The sequence below is a fragment of the Phenylobacterium sp. genome, from assembly GCF_041913825.1.
In the GTDB taxonomy this organism is placed as follows: Bacteria; Pseudomonadota; Alphaproteobacteria; order Caulobacterales; family Caulobacteraceae; genus Phenylobacterium.
The window spans coordinates 1-19,042 of the sequence record NZ_JAYSEO010000020.1 but is presented as its reverse complement, the minus strand read 5'-3'; the positions used below and the strand labels follow the sequence as shown (position 1 = coordinate 19,042).

Here is a 19,042-nt window from a genome sequence, read left to right as displayed (position 1 = left end):
GCGCCTCAGGCGTCCGCGGCGACCTTCATCGACACGATCTTGCCGGGGGCCCGCGGCGGCTCGCCCTTCGGCAGGGCGTCCACGTGCTCCATGCCTTCCACCACCTCGCCCCAGACGGTGTACTGTCCGTCGAGGAAGGTGGCGTCGTCGAAGCAGATGAAGAACTGGCTGTTGGCCGAGTTCGGGTTCGGCGTGCGGGCCATGGAGCAGACGCCGCGCACATGCGGTTCGCGGCTGAACTCGGCCTTCAGGTTCGGCTTGTCGGAGCCGCCGGAGCCGGTGCCGGTGGGGTCGCCGCCCTGGGCCATGAAGCCCGGGATAACGCGGTGGAAGACCACGCCGTCGTAGAAGCCTTCGCGGGCCAGTTCCTTGATCCGCTCCACGTGGCCGGGCGCGAGGTCGGGCCGCAGCTTGATGGTCACCGGGCCCGACTCCAGCGTCATGATCAGGGTGTTCTCGGGATCCATCACTTCACCTCGACAGGAATGTTCACGTCACAGGCCGTAAAGTCGGCCCCCTTGGCCGCGCGGACGCGGGCGATCTCAGCCTTGAACCAGGCGCTCTTCGGGTCGACCACCCGCACTTTCGGCCGCTCGGCTTCCGGCAAATCGGCGAGCACCCGAACCCGTTCCATCCGGTCCTGCGGATCGGCCACCGGCTCGCCTACCTTGATCGCGCCGACGACGTCCTGGCCGGCGATCACGCGGCCGAAGGCGGTGTAGCGCTTCTCGAGCGACGGATAGGGCGCGCGCATCAGGAAGAACTGGCTGTTGGCCGAGTTCTCGGCCTCCGCGCGGGCCATCCCGGCCACGCCCTGGCAGTAGAGCGGCCAGCCCGAGACCTTCCCGTCGCGCGTCATAGGGGCCAGCATCATCGACTGGGTCATCACGGGCAGAGCCTTGATGAAGCCGATCTCGGCCACCGCCTGGTCGGCGGCCAGCACGAATGGCGCCTCGGGGCCGCGGCGGAACATGAACTCGGCCTCGATGTCCGGCAGCGAAGAGCCGCCCTGGCCGGTGTTCTGCGGGTCGCCGGTCTGGGCCATGAAGCCCTCGATCACGCGGAAGAACCGGTGGCCGTCGTAGAAGCCCTGGCGGGCCAGTTCGCGCACCCGCTGCACGTGATTGGGCGCGACCTCGGGCACGAGCTCCAGCAGGATGCGGCCCTTGTTGGTGTCGATCACCAGCACATCGTTGGCGTCCGGCGTCCGCCAGTCGGCGGCGGCGGGCGCGGCGGGCCGGGCCGGCGCGGCGGGCGCGGCCTTCGCGGCGGGGCGGCGCTGGGCCGTCGCCGAGGTGGCCGCGAGCGCGAGCGCTGCGGCGAGCAGGATCGTCTTCTTCATGCGGAGCACTGGTACCGGGCCGGCCGGCGGAGCGCTAGGCCCGGCCAACCTTGGCGAGCAGCTTCTCTTTCACGCCGTCGCTGACGAACTTGGTGACGTCGCCGCCGAGCATGGCGATCTCCTTCACCAGCTTGGACGCGATGGCCTGGTGACGCGGGTCGGCCATCAGGAACACGGTCTCGATCTCGCGGTCGAGCTGCTGGTTCATGGCCGTCATCTGGAACTCGAACTCGAAGTCCGCCACGGCGCGAAGACCCCGGACGATAACGGAGGCGTTGCATTCCCGGGCGAAATGCATGGTCAGGCCCTCGAACGGCTGAACCACGATCTCGGCGCGGTTGCGGAGCGGGGCGACGGCCTCCTCCACGATTGCGACGCGCTCCTCCAGGGAGAACAGCGGCCCCTTGCCGGCGTTGATGGCGACCCCGAGCACCAGCTTGTCCACCAGCTTCACGGCGCGGCCGATGATGTCCGTGTGCCCGTTGTGGATGGGATCGAACGTGCCCGGATAGAGCCCGATGCGCGTCATGCGGCCTGGTCCCCCAACTGCCCCCTCCTCGCCTTTCGCCGCCGGGCGGCGATCTGGCAAGCCCTAAGTTGCGTTGGCGGACGGGACGGAAGGGCCGTCAGGCCTCTCCGCCCCCGTCGCTCGCGCCGGCGTCGGGAGCTTCGCCGGACGTCTCGTCGAGCGCCGTCTCCGCCTCGTCCTCGCCCGTGTCGGCCAGGCGCTCCACCGAGACGACGTGCTCGTCCTGGTGCTTGCGGAAGATGATCACCCCCTGGGTATTGCGGCCGGCGAGCCGGACCTGCTTCACCGGGATACGGATCAACTGGCCCTGATCGCTGACCAGCAGGATCTGGTCGCTCTCCTCCACCGGGAACGAGCCGGCGAGCTTGCCGCCCCGCTTGGTGAGGTCCTGGGCCAGCAGGCCCTGGCCGCCGCGGCCGGTACGCCGGAACTCGTAGGCGCTGGTCCGCTTGCCGAAGCCTTCGGTGGACACCGTCAGCAGGATCTCCTCGGCGGCGCCCATTTCGGCGATACGCTCGGGGCTGAGCGCGGCCTCTTCGCCGCCGGCCTCCGCCTCGTCCTCTTCGGCGACGGCGCTGGCCTCCTCGCCCTCCTCGGCCTCGCCCGTGGCGATCCGCATGAGCTTGGCGTGCTTCAGGTAGGCGGCCCGCTCTGCCGGCGTCGCGGGCGCCGAGCGCAGGATGGCCATGGAGATCACGCTGTCGCCGTCGGCCAGCCGGATCCCGCGGACGCCCGTCGAGTCGCGGCTGGCGAACACCCGAACCTCGTCCACCGCGAAGCGGATGCAGCGGCCGAGCGCGGTGGTCAGCAGGATGTCGTTCTGCTGCGCGTTGCAGACGCCCACGCCGACGATGGCGTCGCCCTCGTCGAGCTTCATGGCGATCTTGCCGTTGCGGCGGATGTCCACGAAGTCCGAGAGCTTGTTGCGCCGCACGCTGCCCGAGCGGGTGGCGAACATCACGTCGTACTGGTCCCAGCTCGCCTCGTCCTCGGGCAGCGCCAGGATGGAGGTGATGCTCTCGCCCGGCTCGATCGGCAGCAGGTTGACGAAGGCCTTGCCGCGGCTGGTCGGCGTGCCGAGCGGCAGGCGCCAGACCTTGAGCTTGTAGGCCTTGCCGCCGCTCGAGAAGAACAGCATCGGCGTGTGGGTGTTGGCCGAGAACACCCGGGTGACGGCGTCCTCGTCCTTCGTCGCCATGCCCGAGCGGCCTTTGCCGCCGCGGTGCTGGGTCCGGTAGATCGACAGCGGGGTGCGCTTGACGTAGCCGCCATGGGTGACGGTGATCACCATCTCCTCGCGGGCGATGAGGTCCTCGTCCTCGACGTCGGCGTCGCCTTCGACGATCTCGGTGCGGCGGGGCACCGCGAACTGGTCTCGGATCTCCACCAGCTCCTGGCGGACGATGGCCATCACGCGCTCGCGGCTGGCCAGAATCTCGAGGAAGCCGCGGATCGCGCCGGCCAGGGTCTCGGCCTCGCCGAAGATCTCCTCCCGGCCGAGCCCGGTCAGGCGCGACAGGGTCAGGGCCAGGATGGCGCGGGCCTGCTCGTCCGTCAGCCGGATGCGCGTGCCCTCGACGACGACCGTGCGCGGATCGGCGATGAGCTCGACCAGCGGCATCATGTCCCCGGCCGGCCAGTCGCGGGCCACCAGGCGCTCACGAGCCTCGGTGGGGTCCTTGGACGAGCGGATGATGTGGATGAATTCGTCGATGTTGGCGACGGCGATGGCGAGGCCCACCAAGACGTGGCCGCGGTCGCGGGCCTTCGAGAGCTCGAACTTGGTCCGCCGGACCACCACCTCTTCGCGGAAGTCCACGAAGGCGGTGATCATCTCGCGCAGGCCCATCTGCTCGGGGCGGCCGCGGTTCAGCGCCAGCATGTTGACCCCGAAGGAGGTCTGCAGCGGGGTGTAGCGATAGAGCTGGTTGAGGATCACCTCGGCCGAGGCGTCCCGCTTCATCTCGACGACCACGCGCATGCCGTCGCGGTCGCTCTCGTCGCGCAGGTCGGCGACACCCTCGATCCGCTTTTCGCGCACCAGCTCGGCGATGCGCTCCACGAGGCCCGCCTTGTTCACCTGGTACGGGATCGCCGTGATGACGATCGCCTCGCGCTCCTTGCGGACCTCCTCGATGGTGGCCTTGCCGCGCATCACCACGGAGCCGCGGCCGGTCATCAGGGCGTTGCGCGCGCCGGTCCGGCCGATGATCTCGCCGCCCGTCGGGAAGTCGGGTCCCGGGACGATGTCCAGCAGGGCGTCGAGGCTCACCTCGGGATCGTCGATGTAGGCCAGGCAGGCGTCGACCACTTCGCCGAGGTTGTGCGGCGGGATGTTGGTGGCCATGCCGACGGCGATACCGCCGGCGCCGTTCACCAGCAGGTTCGGGATGCGCGAGGGCAGCACGACCGGCTCCTGCTCGGAGCCGTCGTAGTTGTCCTTGAAGTCGACCGTATCCTTGTCGAGGTCCGCGAGGATCGCCATCGCGGCGCGGGTCATGCGGCTCTCGGTGTAGCGCATGGCCGCGGGCGGATCGTTGTCCACCGAGCCGAAGTTCCCCTGGCCGTCGATCAGCAGCAGGTTCATCGAGAACGGCTGCGCCAGGCGCACCAGGGTGTCGTAGATCGCGACGTCGCCGTGCGGGTGATACTTACCCATCACGTCACCGACGATGCGCGCCGACTTCACGTAGCCGCGGTCGGGCGTGTGCCCCTGCTCGCCCATGGAGAACAGGATGCGGCGGTGAACGGGCTTCAGGCCATCACGGACGTCCGGCAGCGCGCGGCTGACGATCACGCTCATGGCGTAATCGAGATAGGAGCGCTTCAGCTCGTCTTCGATCGCGATAGGGGCGATGCCCCCGCGCCGGTCGTCCGGAGGGGTGGTGTTCTGTTCGGTCAAGGGAGGGATAAAGCCGTTAGAATCGGACTGCTTAGATAGGCATTCCTCCTAGCACTTGCGAGACGGCGACGCCAACTCTCGCGCGGGCGCACGCGCGAGGCGCGCGGGGAACCGAACAGCCGCCGTGACGCGGCCGCGGCGAGCCAGTAGGGTCCCGGCCATGCCGCTCGCCCCCGGAGATCCCGCGCCCTGGTTCAAGGCGCCGACGCCCTCTAACCCGGAGTTCATCTTCGACACGGTGGCGGGCCGCTACGTGCTGCTCGTCTTCCTGCCCGAGGACGTGGAGGGCCGGCGCGAAGCGCTCGTGCAGCTCGCCGCGCGTCAGCGGCTGTTCGACGACGTCCGCGCCGCCGCCTTCCTGGTGGTTCGCGACCGCCAGAGCCTGGAGACCGCGCGCGACGTCCGCGGCCTGCGCTGGTTCCTCGACGCCGACGGCGCCGTCAGCCGGCTCTACGAGGCGCTGGGCGACGCGGGCGAAGCCCGGCCCCGCTGGCTCCTGCTCGACCCCACCCTGCGGATCCTGGCGATCGGCCCGCTGGGCCGGCTCCCGGGCGGGCTGGACCGCCTCGACGCCCTCCCGCCGCCGGGCGAGCACGCGGGCGGCCCCACGCCGGCGCCTGTGCTGGTGGTCCCGAGGATCTTCGAGCCCGACCTCTGTCGCGAGTTGATCGCCCGTCATCAGGGCGGCGGCGCGGAGTTCACTGGCGTGATGCGCGACCAGGGCGAGCGCACCGTGCTGGTGATGGACGAGCTGAAGCGCCGCCGGGACGTGTTCCTGCACGAGCCGCAGGTTCAGGCCGCGCTGCGCGAGCGCATCGAGCGCCGAGTCTTCCCGATGATCGCGCGGGCCTTCGGGCTGCGCCCCACGCGCATCGAGCGCTACGTGGTGAGCTGCTACGACGCCGCCGACGAGGGCGTGTTCCACCCGCACCGGGACAACACCACCTTCGGCACCGCCCACCGGGCGTTCGCCTGCTCGATCAACCTGAACGACGACTTCGAGGGCGGCGACCTGCGCTTCCCGGAGTTCGGGCCGGCCGCCTACCGGCCGCCGGTGGGCGGCGGCGTGGTCTTCGCCTGCGGCCTGCTGCATGAGGCGACACGGGTCACGCGCGGCCGGCGCTACGCCTTCCTGCCGTTCTTCTACGACGAGGCGGGCGCCGAGGTGCTGGCCGCCTACCGGGCGCGGGTCGCCGAGCCCGGGCCGGAGGCCTGAGCCGGCCGACCGCGGGGCGGGAGCCCTCGACGGTCATCGGGAGTTCAGGCAAGAGCCGCCAGGCTCGGCCGAACGCTTGTCCATGGATCCCCGATGAAACGCCTCGCCCCTGCCCTGCTGGCCTGCGTCCTGGCCGCCCCTCTCGCGGCGGCGGCCGCCGAGACCCCGATCGCGCCGGGCTACTGGGAGACGACCAGCCAGGTCGTCTCGCCCTTCCCGACCAAGAAGACCGAGAAGCGCTGCATCCGCGAGCAGGACGTCGAGAAGTTCATCGGCGGCGCACCGAACCGTCACTACACGTGCACCTATCCGACCCGCGAGATCGCCGGCGGCAAGATCCGCCTGGCCGGGAGCTGCAAGACCAAGAACAGCGAGCCCGTGCCGATCAGCGGCGAAGGCGTCTACACCCGCGACAGCCTGCGGCTCGACGCCCGCATCCGGGCCAAGCTGGGCGGCATCACCGTGCCGGTGCACGCCCGCACCAGCGGCCGCCGCATCGCCGACGCCTGCCCTGCGGAGGCCGAGGCGAAGTAGCCCCGGCCGCCGCCCGTCCTCGGCTCAGAACGGGATCTCGTCGTCCAGGTCGGCCGAGAAGTCCTCGCGCGGGCCGGAGGACTGGTTGCGCGGGCCCGACGAGAAGCCGCCGCCGTAACCGCCCTCGTCCCGGCCGCCCATGCCGCCGCCCTCGCCGCGGCCGTCGAGCATGGTCAGCTCGCCGCGGAACTTCTGCAGCACGATCTCGGTCGAGTACTTCTCCTGGCCGGACTGGTCGGTCCACTTCCGGGTCTGGATCGAGCCCTCGATGTACACCTTTGCGCCCTTGCGCAGGTACTGCTCGCAGACCTTCACGATGTTCTCGTTGAACACCACCACGCGGTGCCACTCGGTCTTTTCCTTGCGCTCGCCGCTCGAGCGGTCGCGCCAGGTCTCGGACGTGGCGATGCGCAGGTTCGCCACCCGCTCGCCCGAGTTGAGGCTGCGGATCTCGGGGTCGGCGCCGAGATTGCCGATGAGGATGACCTTGTTGACGCTGCCCGCCATGTCGATGTCCTGAGCTTCCGTGTTCGCGGGCCCGCCAAGCGCGGGCCGAAGCGCGCAAGCTAGCGAACCCTTAACCGGACATCAACACAATGTTCCGGTTCTGTTCCGCGCCATCCACAGGCTTATTGCGCCGGCTCCTGCGGCATCGCGCCCGGAATCGCGAGCCGGCCGTCGCCGGTCCGGACCAGGGCCACGAAGCGCGGTCCCTCCAGCGAGGTGGAGGTGAACACCCCTTCCTTCTGCAGGAACAGGAAGTTCGACTGGTAGGCGCCGTAGATCTCCTGCTGGTTGCCGCCCATCCGCAGGAACTTGATGCGCATCGCTTCGAGGTTGGCGGCGCAGGTCTCGAGGTTCGCCGCCTGGACGAGCTTGTTGTACTTCAGCTCGCCGCCCTTCTGCGGGACGACGTGGAAGCAGACGCCCGGGTCGCCCGGCGGGCGGGTGCGCTGCGCACAGGCGGTGAGCGCCGCCGAGGCGGCCAGGGCGAGGATCAGGGGCGTGCGGAGCATGGCCGGGACCCTACACGGGGATTGCGGCCGGCTCTAGGCCGGCGAACGGCGATCAGGGCAGCGCGCAGCCCGGGCCTTGCTCCACCAGCGGTCGGAAGCTGCGGTTGTCGTCCGAGACCTCCACGCGACCGGGCACCAGGCGAAGCGTCTGCTGGCCCCAGCGACCGTAGGTGGCGCCGCCCGGCTGCTCGCAGCGGCCGGCGAACAGGGTGGCCGCGCAGGCGATCCGGCTGACGTCGCCCGGCAGCCGCCGCCAGCGGCCGCCGCCATAGCGCCAGCAGGCGGCCAGCGGCTCGTCGGCCGGCGCGGCCTCCTCCAGCGGCAGCCCGTCGGCCGGTGCGGCCGGCGCCTCCAGCGCCTCCTCCTCGGGCGGCAGCGGGGTGAGCATGGTTCCGGCCTGTTCGGCGGCGGCCAGCGCCCCGGTCTCGTCGACGCCCACGTCGAGGGCGTCGGTGGCCACGCCGTTGCGCCGGGCGCACTCGGCCAGGGTGAACTCGCCGACGAACTTGCCGCCCACGAAGCAGCGCAGCGGGCGGGCCGGGTCGAGGGCGTCGTCCGTGCCGGCGGATTCGATCACCAGCCCGCCCTGAGAGGCCGGAGGCGGCGGCGTGCGTTCGCCCCGCCCCGAGGACAGCAGCATCCAGGCGATCGCCACGCCCGCCACCAGCGCCAGCAGGGCGCCGACGACGACCAGGCCGGCGCGGCGGGGCTTCGGCGGCGTCTCGGGCGGCGGGGTGTGGCTCATGGCGCTGCCCTAGACCGGGGCGGCGGCGCTTTCAAGGCGGGGGCCTAGCCGCCGCCGGTCAGCCGGTCCAGGGCCGCCTGATAGTTGGCGATCTGGTTCGTCAGATAGACGGGGACCTTCCCGCCCTTGCCCGCCTCGGCCAGCTTGTCCTGCAGGCTCTTGGGCGTCGCCGCGTCGCGCATGTCCTTGTAGACCGAGCGCACCACGCCCATCGCCGCGGCCACCTCGGCCAGCGCGTGGCTGATCTGGTCGGCGCTGGAGAGGTTCAGGTCCCGCTCAAGGCCCAGGCCGTAGATCTGCGCCTTGCCGTCGGCCGGCGTCGACTTGCCGTCCTTGGTCTGCACCGCGCGGATGATGCTCTCGGCGATGCCCAGCATGGCCAGCGCATCCTTGCCCGCGCTGCCCGGCGCCACCTCGATGACCGTTCGCGGGTTCATCGGCTCGATCCGCAGGCTCCGCTCGCCGTCGGCGGTGGCGATCGTCACCTTGGCCTGGAAGCCGCTGGCGCGCCGGATCTTCTGGGCGAGGGTGTCGAGGGTGTCCTTCTCCTCGATGGTCACGGTGGCTGAACGCCCCTGCCCCACCTGGATGCTGAACTGGTCGCCCGCCCGAAGCGAGCTGTGGGCGGTGATGCGCTCGGAATCGGTCAGGTCCAGAGGGCCTGACGGCAGGCCCAGGCGGTCCAGCACGCTCGCCCCGGTGGGGGCCACCGCGATGGACGTCGGCGTGGCATAGCCGTCCTTGCCCGTGAACCGCCGCGACCAGGCCACAGCCCCGGTGGCCACGTCGAGGCTCGTCAGGAAGCCGTCCTTCTTGCCCTTGGGATCCTGGTCCGGCAGGTCGGCGCCAGCCGAACCCCCGATCCAGACCTTGCCGCCGGACACCGCCATGGAGGCCGCCCGGTCGTCGCCCGACCCGCCGTAGTAGGCCAGCCGGTCGCCTGCGCCAGCGGAGAGGTTCGCCGACAGCCGCGCGGCGAAGACGTCGGTCCCGCCAGCGTGCGAGCGCGTCACCTGGCCCGCGGAGAGGAAGCCGTTCTGGGTCGAGCCGACCACCACCACCTGGCCGCCGTCCAGCGCGAGCCCGGCGATTTCCCCACCCTGCAGGTCGCCCAGGTCGCGGGAGGCGGTGAGCGTCGGCTGCGCGCCGCCCACGTCGAATCGCCGGAGCACGGCGTGGCCCTGCTCGACGCTCGCCACCACGACGGAGGAGCCGTCCACCACCAGGCCGCGCGGCCGGTCGGCGCCGACCGAGCCGAAGCTCTCGGTGAACAGGGTCTGCACCTTGCCCGTAGCGTCGGCGCGGAACGCCTGCAGGTAGCCGTCGTAGTCGCCGATCGCCGAGCCGCCCTGCATCACCGACTTCGACCGGCCGGTGACATAGACCGTGCCGTCGGCGCCGAACGCCACCTGGCTCGCCTCGTCCTCCTGGCGCGCGCCGCGGCGCTGCGTCCAGAGCTCCTGACCCTCCTCGTCGTAGAGGGTGACGAAGCTGTCCGACTTGCCGGCGTAGGCTCCCGTCTCCCCGGAGTTGAGCGCGCCCTCCGTGGCGCCGCTCAGGCCGCCGGAGACCGCGCCGGCCACCGCCACCTTGCCGTCCGCCGAGACGGCCAGCGCCAGGCCCGTGGCGGTTGAGGAGGCGCCGAGCGTGCGCGTGTAGAGCAGCTTGCCGGCCGAATCGTACTTCAGGAGGGCGACGTCCTGGTCGCCCTTCACCGCCTGGCCGTCGGCGGCCGAGCCCACGTCGGCCAGCATGTAGACCGAGCCGTCCGGCCCCACCTGCTGGGCGCGCACCGCGCGGATCTCCGGCGGCAGGGTCTCGGCGAACACCCGGCCCTCGACCCACTGGGTCTCGCCCTCGCCCTGCACGGGGGCCGCGACGGCGCTGTCATCGGTCTGGAACTTCAGGAACTGGCGCTGGACCACCCCGTCCTTGGTCGTCGCCTTGCCGTCCGGGTCCGGATTGCCGACCTCCTGGGTCAGGTAGACCGCCGGGGCGGTGGCGGTGGGCGTGAAGGCGACGCTCTCGCTGGTGCCGGCCTTCACCTTCAGCGCCCACTGGTCGGAGCTGGCCGGCAGGGTGACGGTCTTGCCGTTGACGGTCACCTGCCGCGGCTGACCGGGGATCCGCTGGGTCAGGATCCGGGTCTCGAGGCCTTCGGCTTCCAGCTTGCCGTTGATGAAGTTGATGACGTTGCCGATGGTCCGCGGCGCCGAGCCCATCTCGGCAAGGTCGATCTGCACGTCGTGAAGGTTGTTCACCTTCTTCACCGAGATGGTGAAGCTCACCGCGCCATCGAAGGCCGGCACCGGCTCCGACGTGGAGCTGGTCAGCGGCTGGGTGACGTATTCGGTTGCGGCCTTGGGCGTGGTCAGCTTGGTCTTCACCGAGGCCGCCGCCTCGCCCTGCGTCAGCCGGGAGCTCTCGAGCCGCGATGCGTCGATGTAGGCCGAAACCTCGGCCAGCCCCTTCTCGAAGGCGTTGGAGACCCGCGTCCGCTCGACGCTCGTGAGGCCCTTGCCCTTGCTGTACTCCGCCAGGTCCATCAGCGTCTGCAGGCCCTGATAGAGGGCGAAGAGTTTGCGGTAGTCGGAGCTCGCGCCCGGGAGGTCGAGCTTGGCGGCGTTCTCGTCGACGAGGCTGCGGCCGGCCAGCGCCCGGCGCACGGCTTCGCTGGCCTTGGCCTTGGTCTCGCCGTCGCTGAGGATCACCGACCAGGGGGCCGTCGGGGCGTACTTCTGGGTCGGCGCCTGGGCCGTCCCGCCGGTCGCGCCCGAGAGCGCGGTCGTCAGCAGGTCGGGCGATGACGCGGAGCCGCTCGATCCGAAGAGCGAGAGCAGCGCGCTGCTGTTGATCGGGTTTATGGCCATGCGACGGGGCTCGCGGCTTCAGGCGACCGCGCCATCAGTCTAGGCGGGCAAGGTGGCCCAGCCGTTAAGGCGCGGCGGAAAACCCGGGCGGTCGCCGCCCGGGTCCCGGTTACGCCCCAACGGAACGCCAAGACCATCAGCCCTTGAAGAGCGACAGGATGATCTGCGGCGCCTGGTTGGCGATGGACAGCGCCTGCGCCCCGAGCTGCTGCTGGACCTGCAAGGCCTGCAATCGGGCGCTTTCCTTGGCGAGGTCCGCGTCCACCAGGTTGCCCACCCCGGTCTCCAGCACGTCAGTCAGCTTGGAGACGAAGTTGGTGTGGGCGGCGATCTGCTTGGCCTGCGAGCCGAGATTGCCCAGCGCCTGGTTCACGTTGGCGATGGACGCGTTCAGGTCGGTCAGCACCTGCGAGGCGAGCGCGGAGGTGGAGAGCGAAGAGGTCGGCGGGATGGTGACGATCAGGCCGCCCAGGGTCATGTCCTGGGCCGAGAGCGTGATGTAGGAGTTGGCCTCGGCGTTGGCGAGGAATTGGATGTCGGGGACGATCGTCCCGTTCAGCATGTTCGCGCCGTCGAAGCTGGCGTTGTCGGTCACCTGCTTGATCTGGCGCAGGATGGCCTTGAAGTCGGCGTCCAGGGCGAGGCGGGAGTTGTCGTCGAGCGACGGGTCCATCGCCGCGACCACCTTCTCCTTCAGCTCGACCAGGAGGTCCGAGACCGACTCGCCGGCGGTCATCGAGACCTCGGCGATGGAGTTGGCGCGATCCAGGCTCATCTTGACCGCGGCGAGCGCCCCGATGTCGGCGCGCTGACCCTGGGCGATCGACCAGATCGCGGCATTGTCCCGCGCGTTGGCGATCTTCAAGCCGGTGTTGATCTTGTTCTGGGTGTCGCCGAGCTTGTCGTTGGTCGTGTTCAGGTTCTGGAGCGCGACCAGCGCAGACTTGTTCGTATGCACGCTGATCGACATCGCGGATTCTCCTCAGTCGTCCTGCCCGGGGACCCGCTTTGGCGAGTCGCTTGGGTGTTCATGAGGAGAGTTTGAGGATTATGGTATCCAGAAGGTTAACGGTTAACCATGTCCGCGAGCTTTCGCTTAACCACGTTCGCCGCCGCCGGCGACGCCGGGGCGGTTAACAAGTCCATACGCCGCCAATAAAGCGGCCCGATGTCAGGCCTTGGTGCGGATCACCACACCGGCCACGTATTCCGCCTCCTCGCGCATCTTCAGGACCTCTTCCCTCGGAAGCTGGAGGATGATTTCGCCCGTCCGCCGGTTGACCGTCTTGTAGACGTAGGAGCCGGTGGCAGGGTCCTCTTCGATGATCAGTCGCAGGTCGGCCTCGTCCTGGCCTTGGGCCGGCGCCTCGCCGTGCGCCCCGTGCTCGGGGGTCTGGGAAGGCGGATGGCGTCCGAAGGTCGGATCGGGCGTGGCTGCGAACGGCGCAACCTTGCTCTGCATGTCTCGTGTCGCTGCGTCGCGCAGCGCTCCGGGTTGAGCGTGAGCGGCGGGGAGGTCGCCCTCCCCGCCGCCACGTCAGGCCTCGGAGCCTCGCGGCTCCGGGGCCAGCGGGCCCTTAGCGGAAGAGGCCAAGGAGGATCGAGGACGACTGGTTCGCGATCGACAGCGCCTGGATGCCGAGCTGCTGCTTGGTCTGCAGAGCTTGGAGGCGAGCGCTTTCCTTCGCGAGGTCGGCGTCGACGAGGTTACCCACCCCGGCGTCGAGCGTGTCCTGGAGCTTCATGACGAAGTTCAGGTGCGACTGCAGGGACTTCGAACCCGTACCCAGCTTCGACAGCTTGCTCGACACATTGGTGATGGCCGAGTTGAGCGTGCCGATCATGGCCGAAGCCGTCGACTGGGTGCCGATCGACGAGGTGGCCGTGAGGCCGATGCCCGTGAGCGACAGGTCCTGGGCGGAGACGGTGATCACCGAGCTCGCGTCCGCGTTGGCCAGAGCCTCCACGGTGGCGCCGCCGGTCTTCACCATGTTGGCGCCGTTGAACACGGCGTTGTCCACGGCCTTGGTGATCTGGTCGCGGAGCGACGTGAAGTCGTCGTTCAGCGCGGCCAGGCTGTTGGCGTCCAGCGTCGAGTCGGACGCGGCAAGCGCCTTCTCCTTCATCTGCAGGAGCAGTTCGGAGATGGTTTCGCCGGCCGAGATGGCCACGTCCACGGTCGACTGACCGCGTTGCAGCGATTCCTTGACGGCGTTCAGGGAGTTGGACGTCGCGCGCTGGTTCTGCGCGATGGCCCAGATGGCGCCGTTGTCCTTGGCGGAGGCGACGCGCTTGCCCGTGTTGATCCGGGCTTGGGTGGTCTGCAGGTCGGTGTTGGTCGAGTTCAGGTTCTGAAGCGCGACCATCGCGCCGACGTTGGTATTGACGCTGTTAAAAGGCATAGCACTGGTTCCTTATTTCAAGGGAACCGGCATTCGTTCGGAGTGCCGGGGGCATTTTGCCCGGCAACATCTGCAGCAAGGGCTAGGCCAACTCGGCAAAAACCGCCGAGCTCGCGCAAGACCCGGAAAAAATTGCAGTTATATGTCTGTTAGGCATGCCGCGAATCGGCAATTTCTGCCCATTTCAGGATGCAATAGGCAAGTTCTGCCGGCCTGCTAGGCAGTTTCTGCCGAGGCCCCATAAAGAGTCCGCCGGGCGGGCGGCGGCCGCCCGCCCGGCGTCACGACTAACGGCCGAAGAGTGACAGCAGCATCGAGGACGACTGGTTGGCGATCGAGAGCGCCTGGACCCCGAGCTGCTGCTTTGTCTGCAGCGCCTGGAGTTTCGCGCTTTCCTTCGCCAGGTCGGCGTCCACGAGGTTCCCGATCCCCGCATCGACGGTGTCCTGAAGCTTGTTGATGAACGTCAGGTGGGAGGACAAGGCCTTCGACCCGGTTCCAAGCTTCGAAAGCGAACTCGAGACGTTGATGATCGCCTGGTTGAGGGTGGCGATCATCGTGAAGGCCATGGACTGCGTCCCGATGGAATCGGTCGGCAGCAGGGCCGCCAGCGCACCGGTTCCCAGATCCATCGGTTGAGCCTCCACGGTGATGACGGATGCCCCGTCGGCGTTCGCCAGGGCCGCCACCGTCGTCGGACTCACCCCCTTCAGCATGTTGGCGCCGTTGAATTCGGCGTTGTTCACGGCCTTGGAGATCTGGTCGCGCAACGAGTTGAAGTCGTCGTTGAGCGCCTTGCGACTGTTGTCATCGAGCGTCGTGTCGGCGGCCGCGAGGGCCTTCTCCTTCATCAGAACGAGTAGATCTGAGACGGACTCGCCGGCCGAGATCGCCACGTCGACAGTCGACTGACCGCGCTGCAGCGATTCCCTGACGGCGTTGAGCGAGTTGGACGTGGCTCGCTGGTTCTGGGCGATCGCCCAGATCGAGCCATTGTCCTTCACGCTCCCGACCCGCTTTCCGGTGTTGATACGTGATTGAGTGGTTGCCAGCTCCGCGTTGGTCGCATTGAGGTTCTGGAGCGCCACCATGGCGCCCACGTTCGTATTCACCGAATTGTACGGCATCTCTCGTCCTTCCATTCTGGAGGTAATTGGCCGGCTTTTGCCGACAGGGCGATTTTTCGCCCGACGAGAGCTCCGCAAGCCGCGGGCCAGTTCGGTAACCTTCTAACCGCTTGCTTCTATTGGTGTTTTTGAGCGCCTTCCACAGGCGCGGTAACCATATCGGCCGATTGTGCCCGGCGCCCGGCAGCTCCTGCCGCGCCGCTCAGGCGCCGCCTCGCCGAGTCGCCTCGGCGTCAACGAAAAAGGCCGCGGGCGAGCCGCGGCCTGGGAAGGTCTGGATTGTCCGGCGGGTCAGGCCGCCACGGCTCCGGAAGCGCCGGCGTGGCCACCCGGGGCCCCCGCCCCGGCCCCGCCGTTGCCGGACAGGCCCTGCATGATGATCCGGTTCACGTCGATCAGCGGCTCGATCTCCTCCTGGCGGCGGATCACGGCGCTGGTGTGCTTGCCGACCCATATGGCCAGCGAGATGATCGCGGCGCGCAGCTCCTGGGGCAGCTTGTTGTCGGGGTGCGCGCAGTCGTCGCCCAGGAAGTTCCACACGCGGCGGTTCCAGTCGAGCGCGTCGATGCGGCCCCCGATGTCCATCGGGTCCTTCTTGGCGGCTTCCATCAGCGCGAGCGTCACCTGCGCGAAGAGGCGGTATTCCGTCTCGCGCGGGCTCTCGGCGCTAACCGCCGTGCGCTGGTACGCCTGAAGGGACATGCCCCAACCTCTCGTCTTCGTACTCGATCAGCTTCCGGCAGAGCATGAGCGCCTTGTACCACTCGCGCTCCATGCAGAACTTCGAGATCTGGACGCACTCGGCGAGGATCTCGGGATTGCGGATGACGCCCATGAACTCCGTCAGGCGGACGACGAATTCGTCGTAGTACCGGGCCGCGCCCGCCTCATCGAGGTACATCATCATCACGGGGAAGTAGATGCGGCGGGCGGGCGTATTGGCGTCCTCCTGCTGCATGATGTCCTTCTCGCGCAGCACCGAGGCCTTGTTCTGCAGGACGAGCACGCCCCGCCGGTCGCCGTTCTGGACGACTGCGCCATTGAGGACGAACTTCTCCCCGGGCTTGAGCGACAATTTCAGCGGCAAGACCGCCTCCCCGATACCTGCGTCCACGAATCTACGTCATGATTCGAATGACCCATTGTCGCTTCCTGCCGGGCCGAACGCATCCTCAGGGTTAAGCTGGACCGGTTAACGGGGCCTTGCCGGGGCGTGGCCCAAGGTCGCGGTTAAGGTCTGGGTAACCATAAGGGCGCGATCTCAAACCCTGTTCTCGGAGGGGGATTCCGTCATGTCGCCTCAGGCCGCGCCCAGCGCCGTCTCGGCCGCCGCCCTGCAGGCCGCGAGCGCGCCCGTGGCTCGGGCGGGACTGGTCACCGGCGCCCTGGGCGAGGCCGGCTCCCGCGACGCTCTGGCGCGGCTGAACCAGGCCATGCAGGAGCTGAGGGCGGCGGCCGTCCAGCCGATGCTTCAGCGGGCGATCACCGCCCTGCAGGCCGACGACCACAAGACCGGCCGCAAGTGGGCGATCAGGGCGCTCGAGCGCGACGAGCGCAGCGGCCAGGCCTGGTACCTGCTGGCCATCGCCCTCGAGCGCGGCGGCGACTTCGCCTCCTCCATCAAGGCCTATGAATCGGCGCTGAAGCTGCTGCCCGACCAGGCCGACGTCGCCAACGACCTCGGCCGCCTCGCCTTCCGGATGGGCATGGCGCCCACCGCCGAGAAGCTGTTCCGCCACTTCCTCGACCGCTACCCCGACCACCCCGAGGGGGCCAACAACCTGGCCTGCGCGCTGCGCGAGCAGTCGCGGCTGGACGAGGCGGTGGAGATCCTCAAGCCGGCGATCATGAAGGACGCCACGGTCGCCATGCTCTGGAACACCATGGGCACGGTGATGGGCGAGAAGGGCGACTTCGAGAACGCCCACCTCTTCTTCGGCGAGGCCATGCGGCTCGACCCGGCGCTGGCGAAAGCGCGCTACAACTACGGCAACAGCCTGCTGGCCCTGGGCGACGCGCCCGGCGCGCTGCAGGCCTGCGAAGACGCCATGGCCATCGTCACCGCCGAGGACGAGCGCCAGATGATGCGCCTCGCCCGCTCCACCACCCTGATCGCGCTCGGCCGGGTTGGCGAAGGGTTCGACGAGTACGAGGCGCGGCTGCACCCGCAGTACGCCGACGTCACCTACTTCGTGATCCGCAGCCCGCGCTGGGAGCCGGGCGCGGACTTGGCCGGCAAGCGGCTGCTGGTGGTCGGCGAACAGGGCCTGGGGGACGAGGTGCTGTTCGCCAACATGATCCCCGACGTGCTCGAGAAGGTCGGCCCCGAGGGTCACGTGACCCTCGCCGTCGAACGCCGCCTGGTCGACCTCTTCGCGCGGAGCTTCCCCGAGGCGACGGTGACGGCCCACGGCACCGGCCTGCTGCAGGGCCGCCCGGCCCGCTACGTGCCCGGGTTCGAGGATGGCGCAGGGATCGACCTCTACACCCCCATGGCCTCGCTGCTGCGCGAGTTCCGCCGGACGCCCGAGGCCTTCCCCGACCGCGAGCGCTTCCTCGCCGCAGATCCCGAGCGGGTGGCGTACTGGCGTGGCGAGCTCGAGGCGCTGGGGCCCGGCCGGAAGGTCGGCCTGCTCTGGAAGAGCGCCATCAAGCGCTCCACCCGCCAGCGCTACTTCTCGCCCTTCGAGGCCTGGCGGCCTGTGCTCGGCCAGCCGGGCGTCACCTTCGTCAACCTGCAGTACGGCGACTGCGCCGAGGAGCTGGCGTGGGCGAAGCGCGAGCTGGGCGTCGATGTCTGGCAGCCGCCGGGCATCGACCTGAAGCAGGACCTGGACGACGTGGCGGCGCTCTGCTGCGCGATGGACCTGGTGATCGGCTTCTCCAACGCCACCTTCAACCTGGCCGCAGCCTGCGGCGCGCCCGCCTGGCTGATCTCCACGCCGGCCGCCTGGACCCTGCTCGGCACCGAGCGCTACCCCTGGTACCCGCAGAGCCGGGTCTTCCTGCCGCGCGGCTTCGGCCAGTGGGACGAACTCATGGAGCGGCTTGACGGCGCGGTCGGCGACTGGGTGGTGTCGGAACGCTGACGCCTTCAACGGATTTCTTGTGCATCGGCGCCCTGCCGGCAGATGCGAAGGAGTCCCCCATGCCCGGAACCAGCTTCGAGAGCGATTCCGACTTCGATCCCCAGGATCAGGCGGAGGCGTTCGACGAAAGCATGACGGTGGGCGGCGAGGGCTCGGTGGCCCTCGGCGACGACAGCCCGCTCGACATCGGCGAGGACATGCGCACCTTCGAGGAGCTGCCCGACGTGGTGGACCTGATGCAGAAGGTGGGCGACCGCTCCGACGACGAGGCCCTGGCCCTCGACGCCGATGAGTTCGACGAGGACGCCTTCGACGAGGATGAGGGCGAGGAGGACAACGAGCTCGACTACGGCGCCGTCGACGACGACCGTGAGGACGAACTCGACGGTCTGGGCGCCGAGGCCGGCTCGGAGAGCATGGACGAGGCCGCCATCGATCCCGAGGAGATCGAGGGGCTGGAGGTGGTCATGGACGCCGACGCGGTGTCCGGCGGCGAGGACGACTTCACCAACTTCCAGTCGCGCAACGTCTCCGACGAGGATCTCAAGCGGATGGGCTACTCCGAGGACCGTGGCGGCGAGACCCGCGCCAAGCCCGACGAGGACTAGGACACCGGGCGGCGCCTGCGCGCGGACCCCGCGGCGAGCGCCCGGCGGAACCCGCTTGATCCTCGCGCCCGGCCCTATAGGCTGCCCGAGCCAAACAACTGTTCGAACGTGGGCGCGGACGCCTGCGCGGGGAGCCTAGATGAGCCAGCGTTTTGAGGGCACTGAGAACTACGTCGCCACCGAGGACCTGAAGGTCGCGGTCAACGCCGCCATCGCGCTCGAGCGCCCGCTGCTTATCAAGGGCGAGCCCGGCACCGGCAAGACGGTCCTGGCCTACGAGATCGCCGAGGCGCTGGGCGCCCCGCTGATCACCTGGCACATCAAGTCGACCACCAAGGCCCACCAGGGCCTCTACGAGTACGACGCCGTGACCCGCCTGCGCGACAGCCAGCTCGGCGACGAGCGGGTGAAGGACGTCAAGAACTACATCAAGAAGGGCAAGCTCTGGGAGGCGTTCGAAGCGCCGCAGCGCCCCGTGCTGCTGATCGACGAGATCGACAAGGCGGACATCGAATTCCCGAACGACCTCCTGCAGGAGCTCGATCGGATGGAGTTCTACGTCTACGAGACCAACGAGACCATCAAGGCCGCCGTCCGGCCAGTGGTGATCATCACCTCCAACAACGAGAAGGAGCTGCCGGACGCCTTCCTGCGCCGCTGCT

General features: G+C 69.1%; 19 protein-coding genes. 5 read left to right on the top strand and 14 right to left on the bottom strand.

The window, feature by feature from the left end:
• Positions 1–5: 5 nt before the first annotated feature.
• From ACE3Q8_RS16560 to gyrA, 4 genes are all read right to left on the bottom strand, one after another.
• Positions 6–467 (bottom strand): peptidylprolyl isomerase, encoded by a 462-nt coding sequence (locus ACE3Q8_RS16560; protein ID WP_374471399.1) that lies wholly within the window; start codon positions 465–467, stop codon positions 6–8.
• Entirely contained in the window at positions 467–1,342 is an 876-nt protein-coding gene (locus ACE3Q8_RS16555; protein WP_374471398.1) for a peptidylprolyl isomerase, read from the bottom strand. The genes ACE3Q8_RS16560 and ACE3Q8_RS16555 overlap by 1 nt, the downstream gene beginning before the upstream one ends.
• Before the next feature lie 34 nt (positions 1,343–1,376).
• The gene (gene coaD, locus ACE3Q8_RS16550) at positions 1,377–1,871 is read right to left on the bottom strand and encodes a pantetheine-phosphate adenylyltransferase (RefSeq protein ID WP_374471397.1); all 495 of its coding nucleotides are present in this window, start codon (positions 1,869–1,871) and stop codon (positions 1,377–1,379) included.
• Between the two features lie 97 nt (positions 1,872–1,968).
• On the bottom strand, positions 1,969–4,773 hold the full coding sequence (gene gyrA / locus ACE3Q8_RS16545; RefSeq protein WP_374471396.1) for a DNA gyrase subunit A: 2,805 nt from the start codon (positions 4,771–4,773) through the stop codon (positions 1,969–1,971).
• Between the two features lie 160 nt (positions 4,774–4,933).
• On the opposite strand from gyrA, the gene ACE3Q8_RS16540 reads away from it, so the two are divergent.
• Both ACE3Q8_RS16540 and ACE3Q8_RS16535 read left to right on the top strand, forming a co-directional pair.
• Positions 4,934–5,989, top strand: a complete 1,056-nt coding sequence (locus ACE3Q8_RS16540) for a 2OG-Fe(II) oxygenase (RefSeq protein ID WP_374471395.1) — start codon at positions 4,934–4,936, stop codon at positions 5,987–5,989.
• A gap of 93 nt (positions 5,990–6,082) precedes the next feature.
• Positions 6,083–6,523: a DUF3617 domain-containing protein gene (locus tag ACE3Q8_RS16535; protein WP_374471394.1), complete on the top strand. Its 441-nt coding sequence runs from the start codon at positions 6,083–6,085 to the stop codon at positions 6,521–6,523.
• 24 nt (positions 6,524–6,547) lie between these two features.
• Here the strand turns inward: ACE3Q8_RS16535 and ACE3Q8_RS16530 are convergent, their stop codons facing one another.
• The 10 genes from ACE3Q8_RS16530 to flbT all read right to left on the bottom strand — a co-directional run bounded on the left by ACE3Q8_RS16530 (position 6,548) and on the right by flbT (position 15,770).
• Positions 6,548–7,030 carry a single-stranded DNA-binding protein gene (locus tag ACE3Q8_RS16530; RefSeq protein WP_374471393.1) on the bottom strand — a complete coding sequence of 161 codons (483 nt, stop codon included), beginning with the start codon at positions 7,028–7,030 and terminating at the stop codon, positions 6,548–6,550.
• 122 nt (positions 7,031–7,152) lie between these two features.
• Positions 7,153–7,539 (bottom strand): hypothetical protein, encoded by a 387-nt coding sequence (locus ACE3Q8_RS16525; RefSeq protein ID WP_374471392.1) that lies wholly within the window; start codon positions 7,537–7,539, stop codon positions 7,153–7,155.
• Between the two features lie 52 nt (positions 7,540–7,591).
• Positions 7,592–8,284, bottom strand: a complete 693-nt coding sequence (locus tag ACE3Q8_RS16520) for a hypothetical protein (protein ID WP_374471391.1) — start codon at positions 8,282–8,284, stop codon at positions 7,592–7,594.
• 44 nt (positions 8,285–8,328) lie between these two features.
• Positions 8,329–11,154 (bottom strand): hypothetical protein, encoded by a 2,826-nt coding sequence (locus ACE3Q8_RS16515; protein WP_374471390.1) that lies wholly within the window; start codon positions 11,152–11,154, stop codon positions 8,329–8,331.
• A gap of 136 nt (positions 11,155–11,290) precedes the next feature.
• Entirely contained in the window at positions 11,291–12,124 is an 834-nt protein-coding gene (locus ACE3Q8_RS16510) for a flagellin (RefSeq protein ID WP_374471389.1), read from the bottom strand.
• Positions 12,125–12,325: 201 nt separating this feature from the next.
• Positions 12,326–12,616, bottom strand: a complete 291-nt coding sequence (locus ACE3Q8_RS16505) for a flagellar protein FlaG (protein ID WP_374471388.1) — start codon at positions 12,614–12,616, stop codon at positions 12,326–12,328.
• Positions 12,617–12,731: 115 nt separating this feature from the next.
• Positions 12,732–13,556 (bottom strand): flagellin, encoded by an 825-nt coding sequence (locus ACE3Q8_RS16500; RefSeq protein WP_374471387.1) that lies wholly within the window; start codon positions 13,554–13,556, stop codon positions 12,732–12,734.
• A gap of 287 nt (positions 13,557–13,843) precedes the next feature.
• Entirely contained in the window at positions 13,844–14,683 is an 840-nt protein-coding gene (locus tag ACE3Q8_RS16495) for a flagellin (RefSeq protein WP_374471386.1), read from the bottom strand.
• Positions 14,684–14,974: 291 nt separating this feature from the next.
• Complete coding sequence (gene flaF / locus ACE3Q8_RS16490) at positions 14,975–15,385, bottom strand: flagellar biosynthesis regulator FlaF (protein WP_374471385.1); 411 nt, start codon at positions 15,383–15,385, stop codon at positions 14,975–14,977.
• Complete coding sequence (gene flbT, locus ACE3Q8_RS16485; protein WP_374471384.1) at positions 15,351–15,770, bottom strand: flagellar biosynthesis repressor FlbT; 420 nt, start codon at positions 15,768–15,770, stop codon at positions 15,351–15,353. Before flbT ends, flaF begins: the two co-directional genes overlap by 35 nt.
• 205 nt (positions 15,771–15,975) lie before the next feature.
• Here flbT and ACE3Q8_RS16480 point away from each other — a divergent pair, with 205 nt between their 5' ends.
• The 3 genes from ACE3Q8_RS16480 to ACE3Q8_RS16470 form a co-directional block, all read left to right on the top strand.
• Positions 15,976–17,772, top strand: a complete 1,797-nt coding sequence (locus tag ACE3Q8_RS16480; protein WP_374471383.1) for a tetratricopeptide repeat protein — start codon at positions 15,976–15,978, stop codon at positions 17,770–17,772.
• 59 nt (positions 17,773–17,831) lie between these two features.
• Complete coding sequence (locus ACE3Q8_RS16475; protein ID WP_374471382.1) at positions 17,832–18,380, top strand: hypothetical protein; 549 nt, start codon at positions 17,832–17,834, stop codon at positions 18,378–18,380.
• A 139-nt stretch (positions 18,381–18,519) separates the two neighbouring features.
• Positions 18,520–19,042 (top strand): AAA family ATPase (locus ACE3Q8_RS16470; RefSeq protein ID WP_374471381.1); only part of this gene is annotated, 523 nt, incomplete at its 3' end.

What these genes read in the sequence shown, in the direction of transcription:
- ACE3Q8_RS16480 (WP_374471383.1), top strand. Translation starts at nt 15,976, where the DNA reads ATGTCGCCTCAGGCCGCGCCCAGCGCCGTCTCGGCCGCCGCCCTGCAG.
- ACE3Q8_RS16555 (WP_374471398.1), bottom strand. Translation starts at nt 1,342, where the DNA reads ATGAAGAAGACGATCCTGCTCGCCGCAGCGCTCGCGCTCGCGGCCACC.
- ACE3Q8_RS16475 (WP_374471382.1), top strand. Translation starts at nt 17,832, where the DNA reads ATGCCCGGAACCAGCTTCGAGAGCGATTCCGACTTCGATCCCCAGGAT.
- ACE3Q8_RS16505 (WP_374471388.1), bottom strand. Translation starts at nt 12,616, where the DNA reads ATGCAGAGCAAGGTTGCGCCGTTCGCAGCCACGCCCGATCCGACCTTC.
- ACE3Q8_RS16520 (WP_374471391.1), bottom strand. Translation starts at nt 8,284, where the DNA reads ATGAGCCACACCCCGCCGCCCGAGACGCCGCCGAAGCCCCGCCGCGCC.
- ACE3Q8_RS16515 (WP_374471390.1), bottom strand. Translation starts at nt 11,154, where the DNA reads ATGGCCATAAACCCGATCAACAGCAGCGCGCTGCTCTCGCTCTTCGGA.
- coaD (WP_374471397.1), bottom strand. Translation starts at nt 1,871, where the DNA reads ATGACGCGCATCGGGCTCTATCCGGGCACGTTCGATCCCATCCACAAC.
- ACE3Q8_RS16535 (WP_374471394.1), top strand. Translation starts at nt 6,083, where the DNA reads ATGAAACGCCTCGCCCCTGCCCTGCTGGCCTGCGTCCTGGCCGCCCCT.
- ACE3Q8_RS16525 (WP_374471392.1), bottom strand. Translation starts at nt 7,539, where the DNA reads ATGCTCCGCACGCCCCTGATCCTCGCCCTGGCCGCCTCGGCGGCGCTC.
- ACE3Q8_RS16510 (WP_374471389.1), bottom strand. Translation starts at nt 12,124, where the DNA reads ATGTCGATCAGCGTGCATACGAACAAGTCTGCGCTGGTCGCGCTCCAG.
- ACE3Q8_RS16500 (WP_374471387.1), bottom strand. Translation starts at nt 13,556, where the DNA reads ATGCCTTTTAACAGCGTCAATACCAACGTCGGCGCGATGGTCGCGCTT.
- ACE3Q8_RS16560 (WP_374471399.1), bottom strand. Translation starts at nt 467, where the DNA reads ATGGATCCCGAGAACACCCTGATCATGACGCTGGAGTCGGGCCCGGTG.
- ACE3Q8_RS16530 (WP_374471393.1), bottom strand. Translation starts at nt 7,030, where the DNA reads ATGGCGGGCAGCGTCAACAAGGTCATCCTCATCGGCAATCTCGGCGCC.
- flaF (WP_374471385.1), bottom strand. Translation starts at nt 15,385, where the DNA reads ATGTCCCTTCAGGCGTACCAGCGCACGGCGGTTAGCGCCGAGAGCCCG.
- ACE3Q8_RS16540 (WP_374471395.1), top strand. Translation starts at nt 4,934, where the DNA reads ATGCCGCTCGCCCCCGGAGATCCCGCGCCCTGGTTCAAGGCGCCGACG.
- ACE3Q8_RS16495 (WP_374471386.1), bottom strand. Translation starts at nt 14,683, where the DNA reads ATGCCGTACAATTCGGTGAATACGAACGTGGGCGCCATGGTGGCGCTC.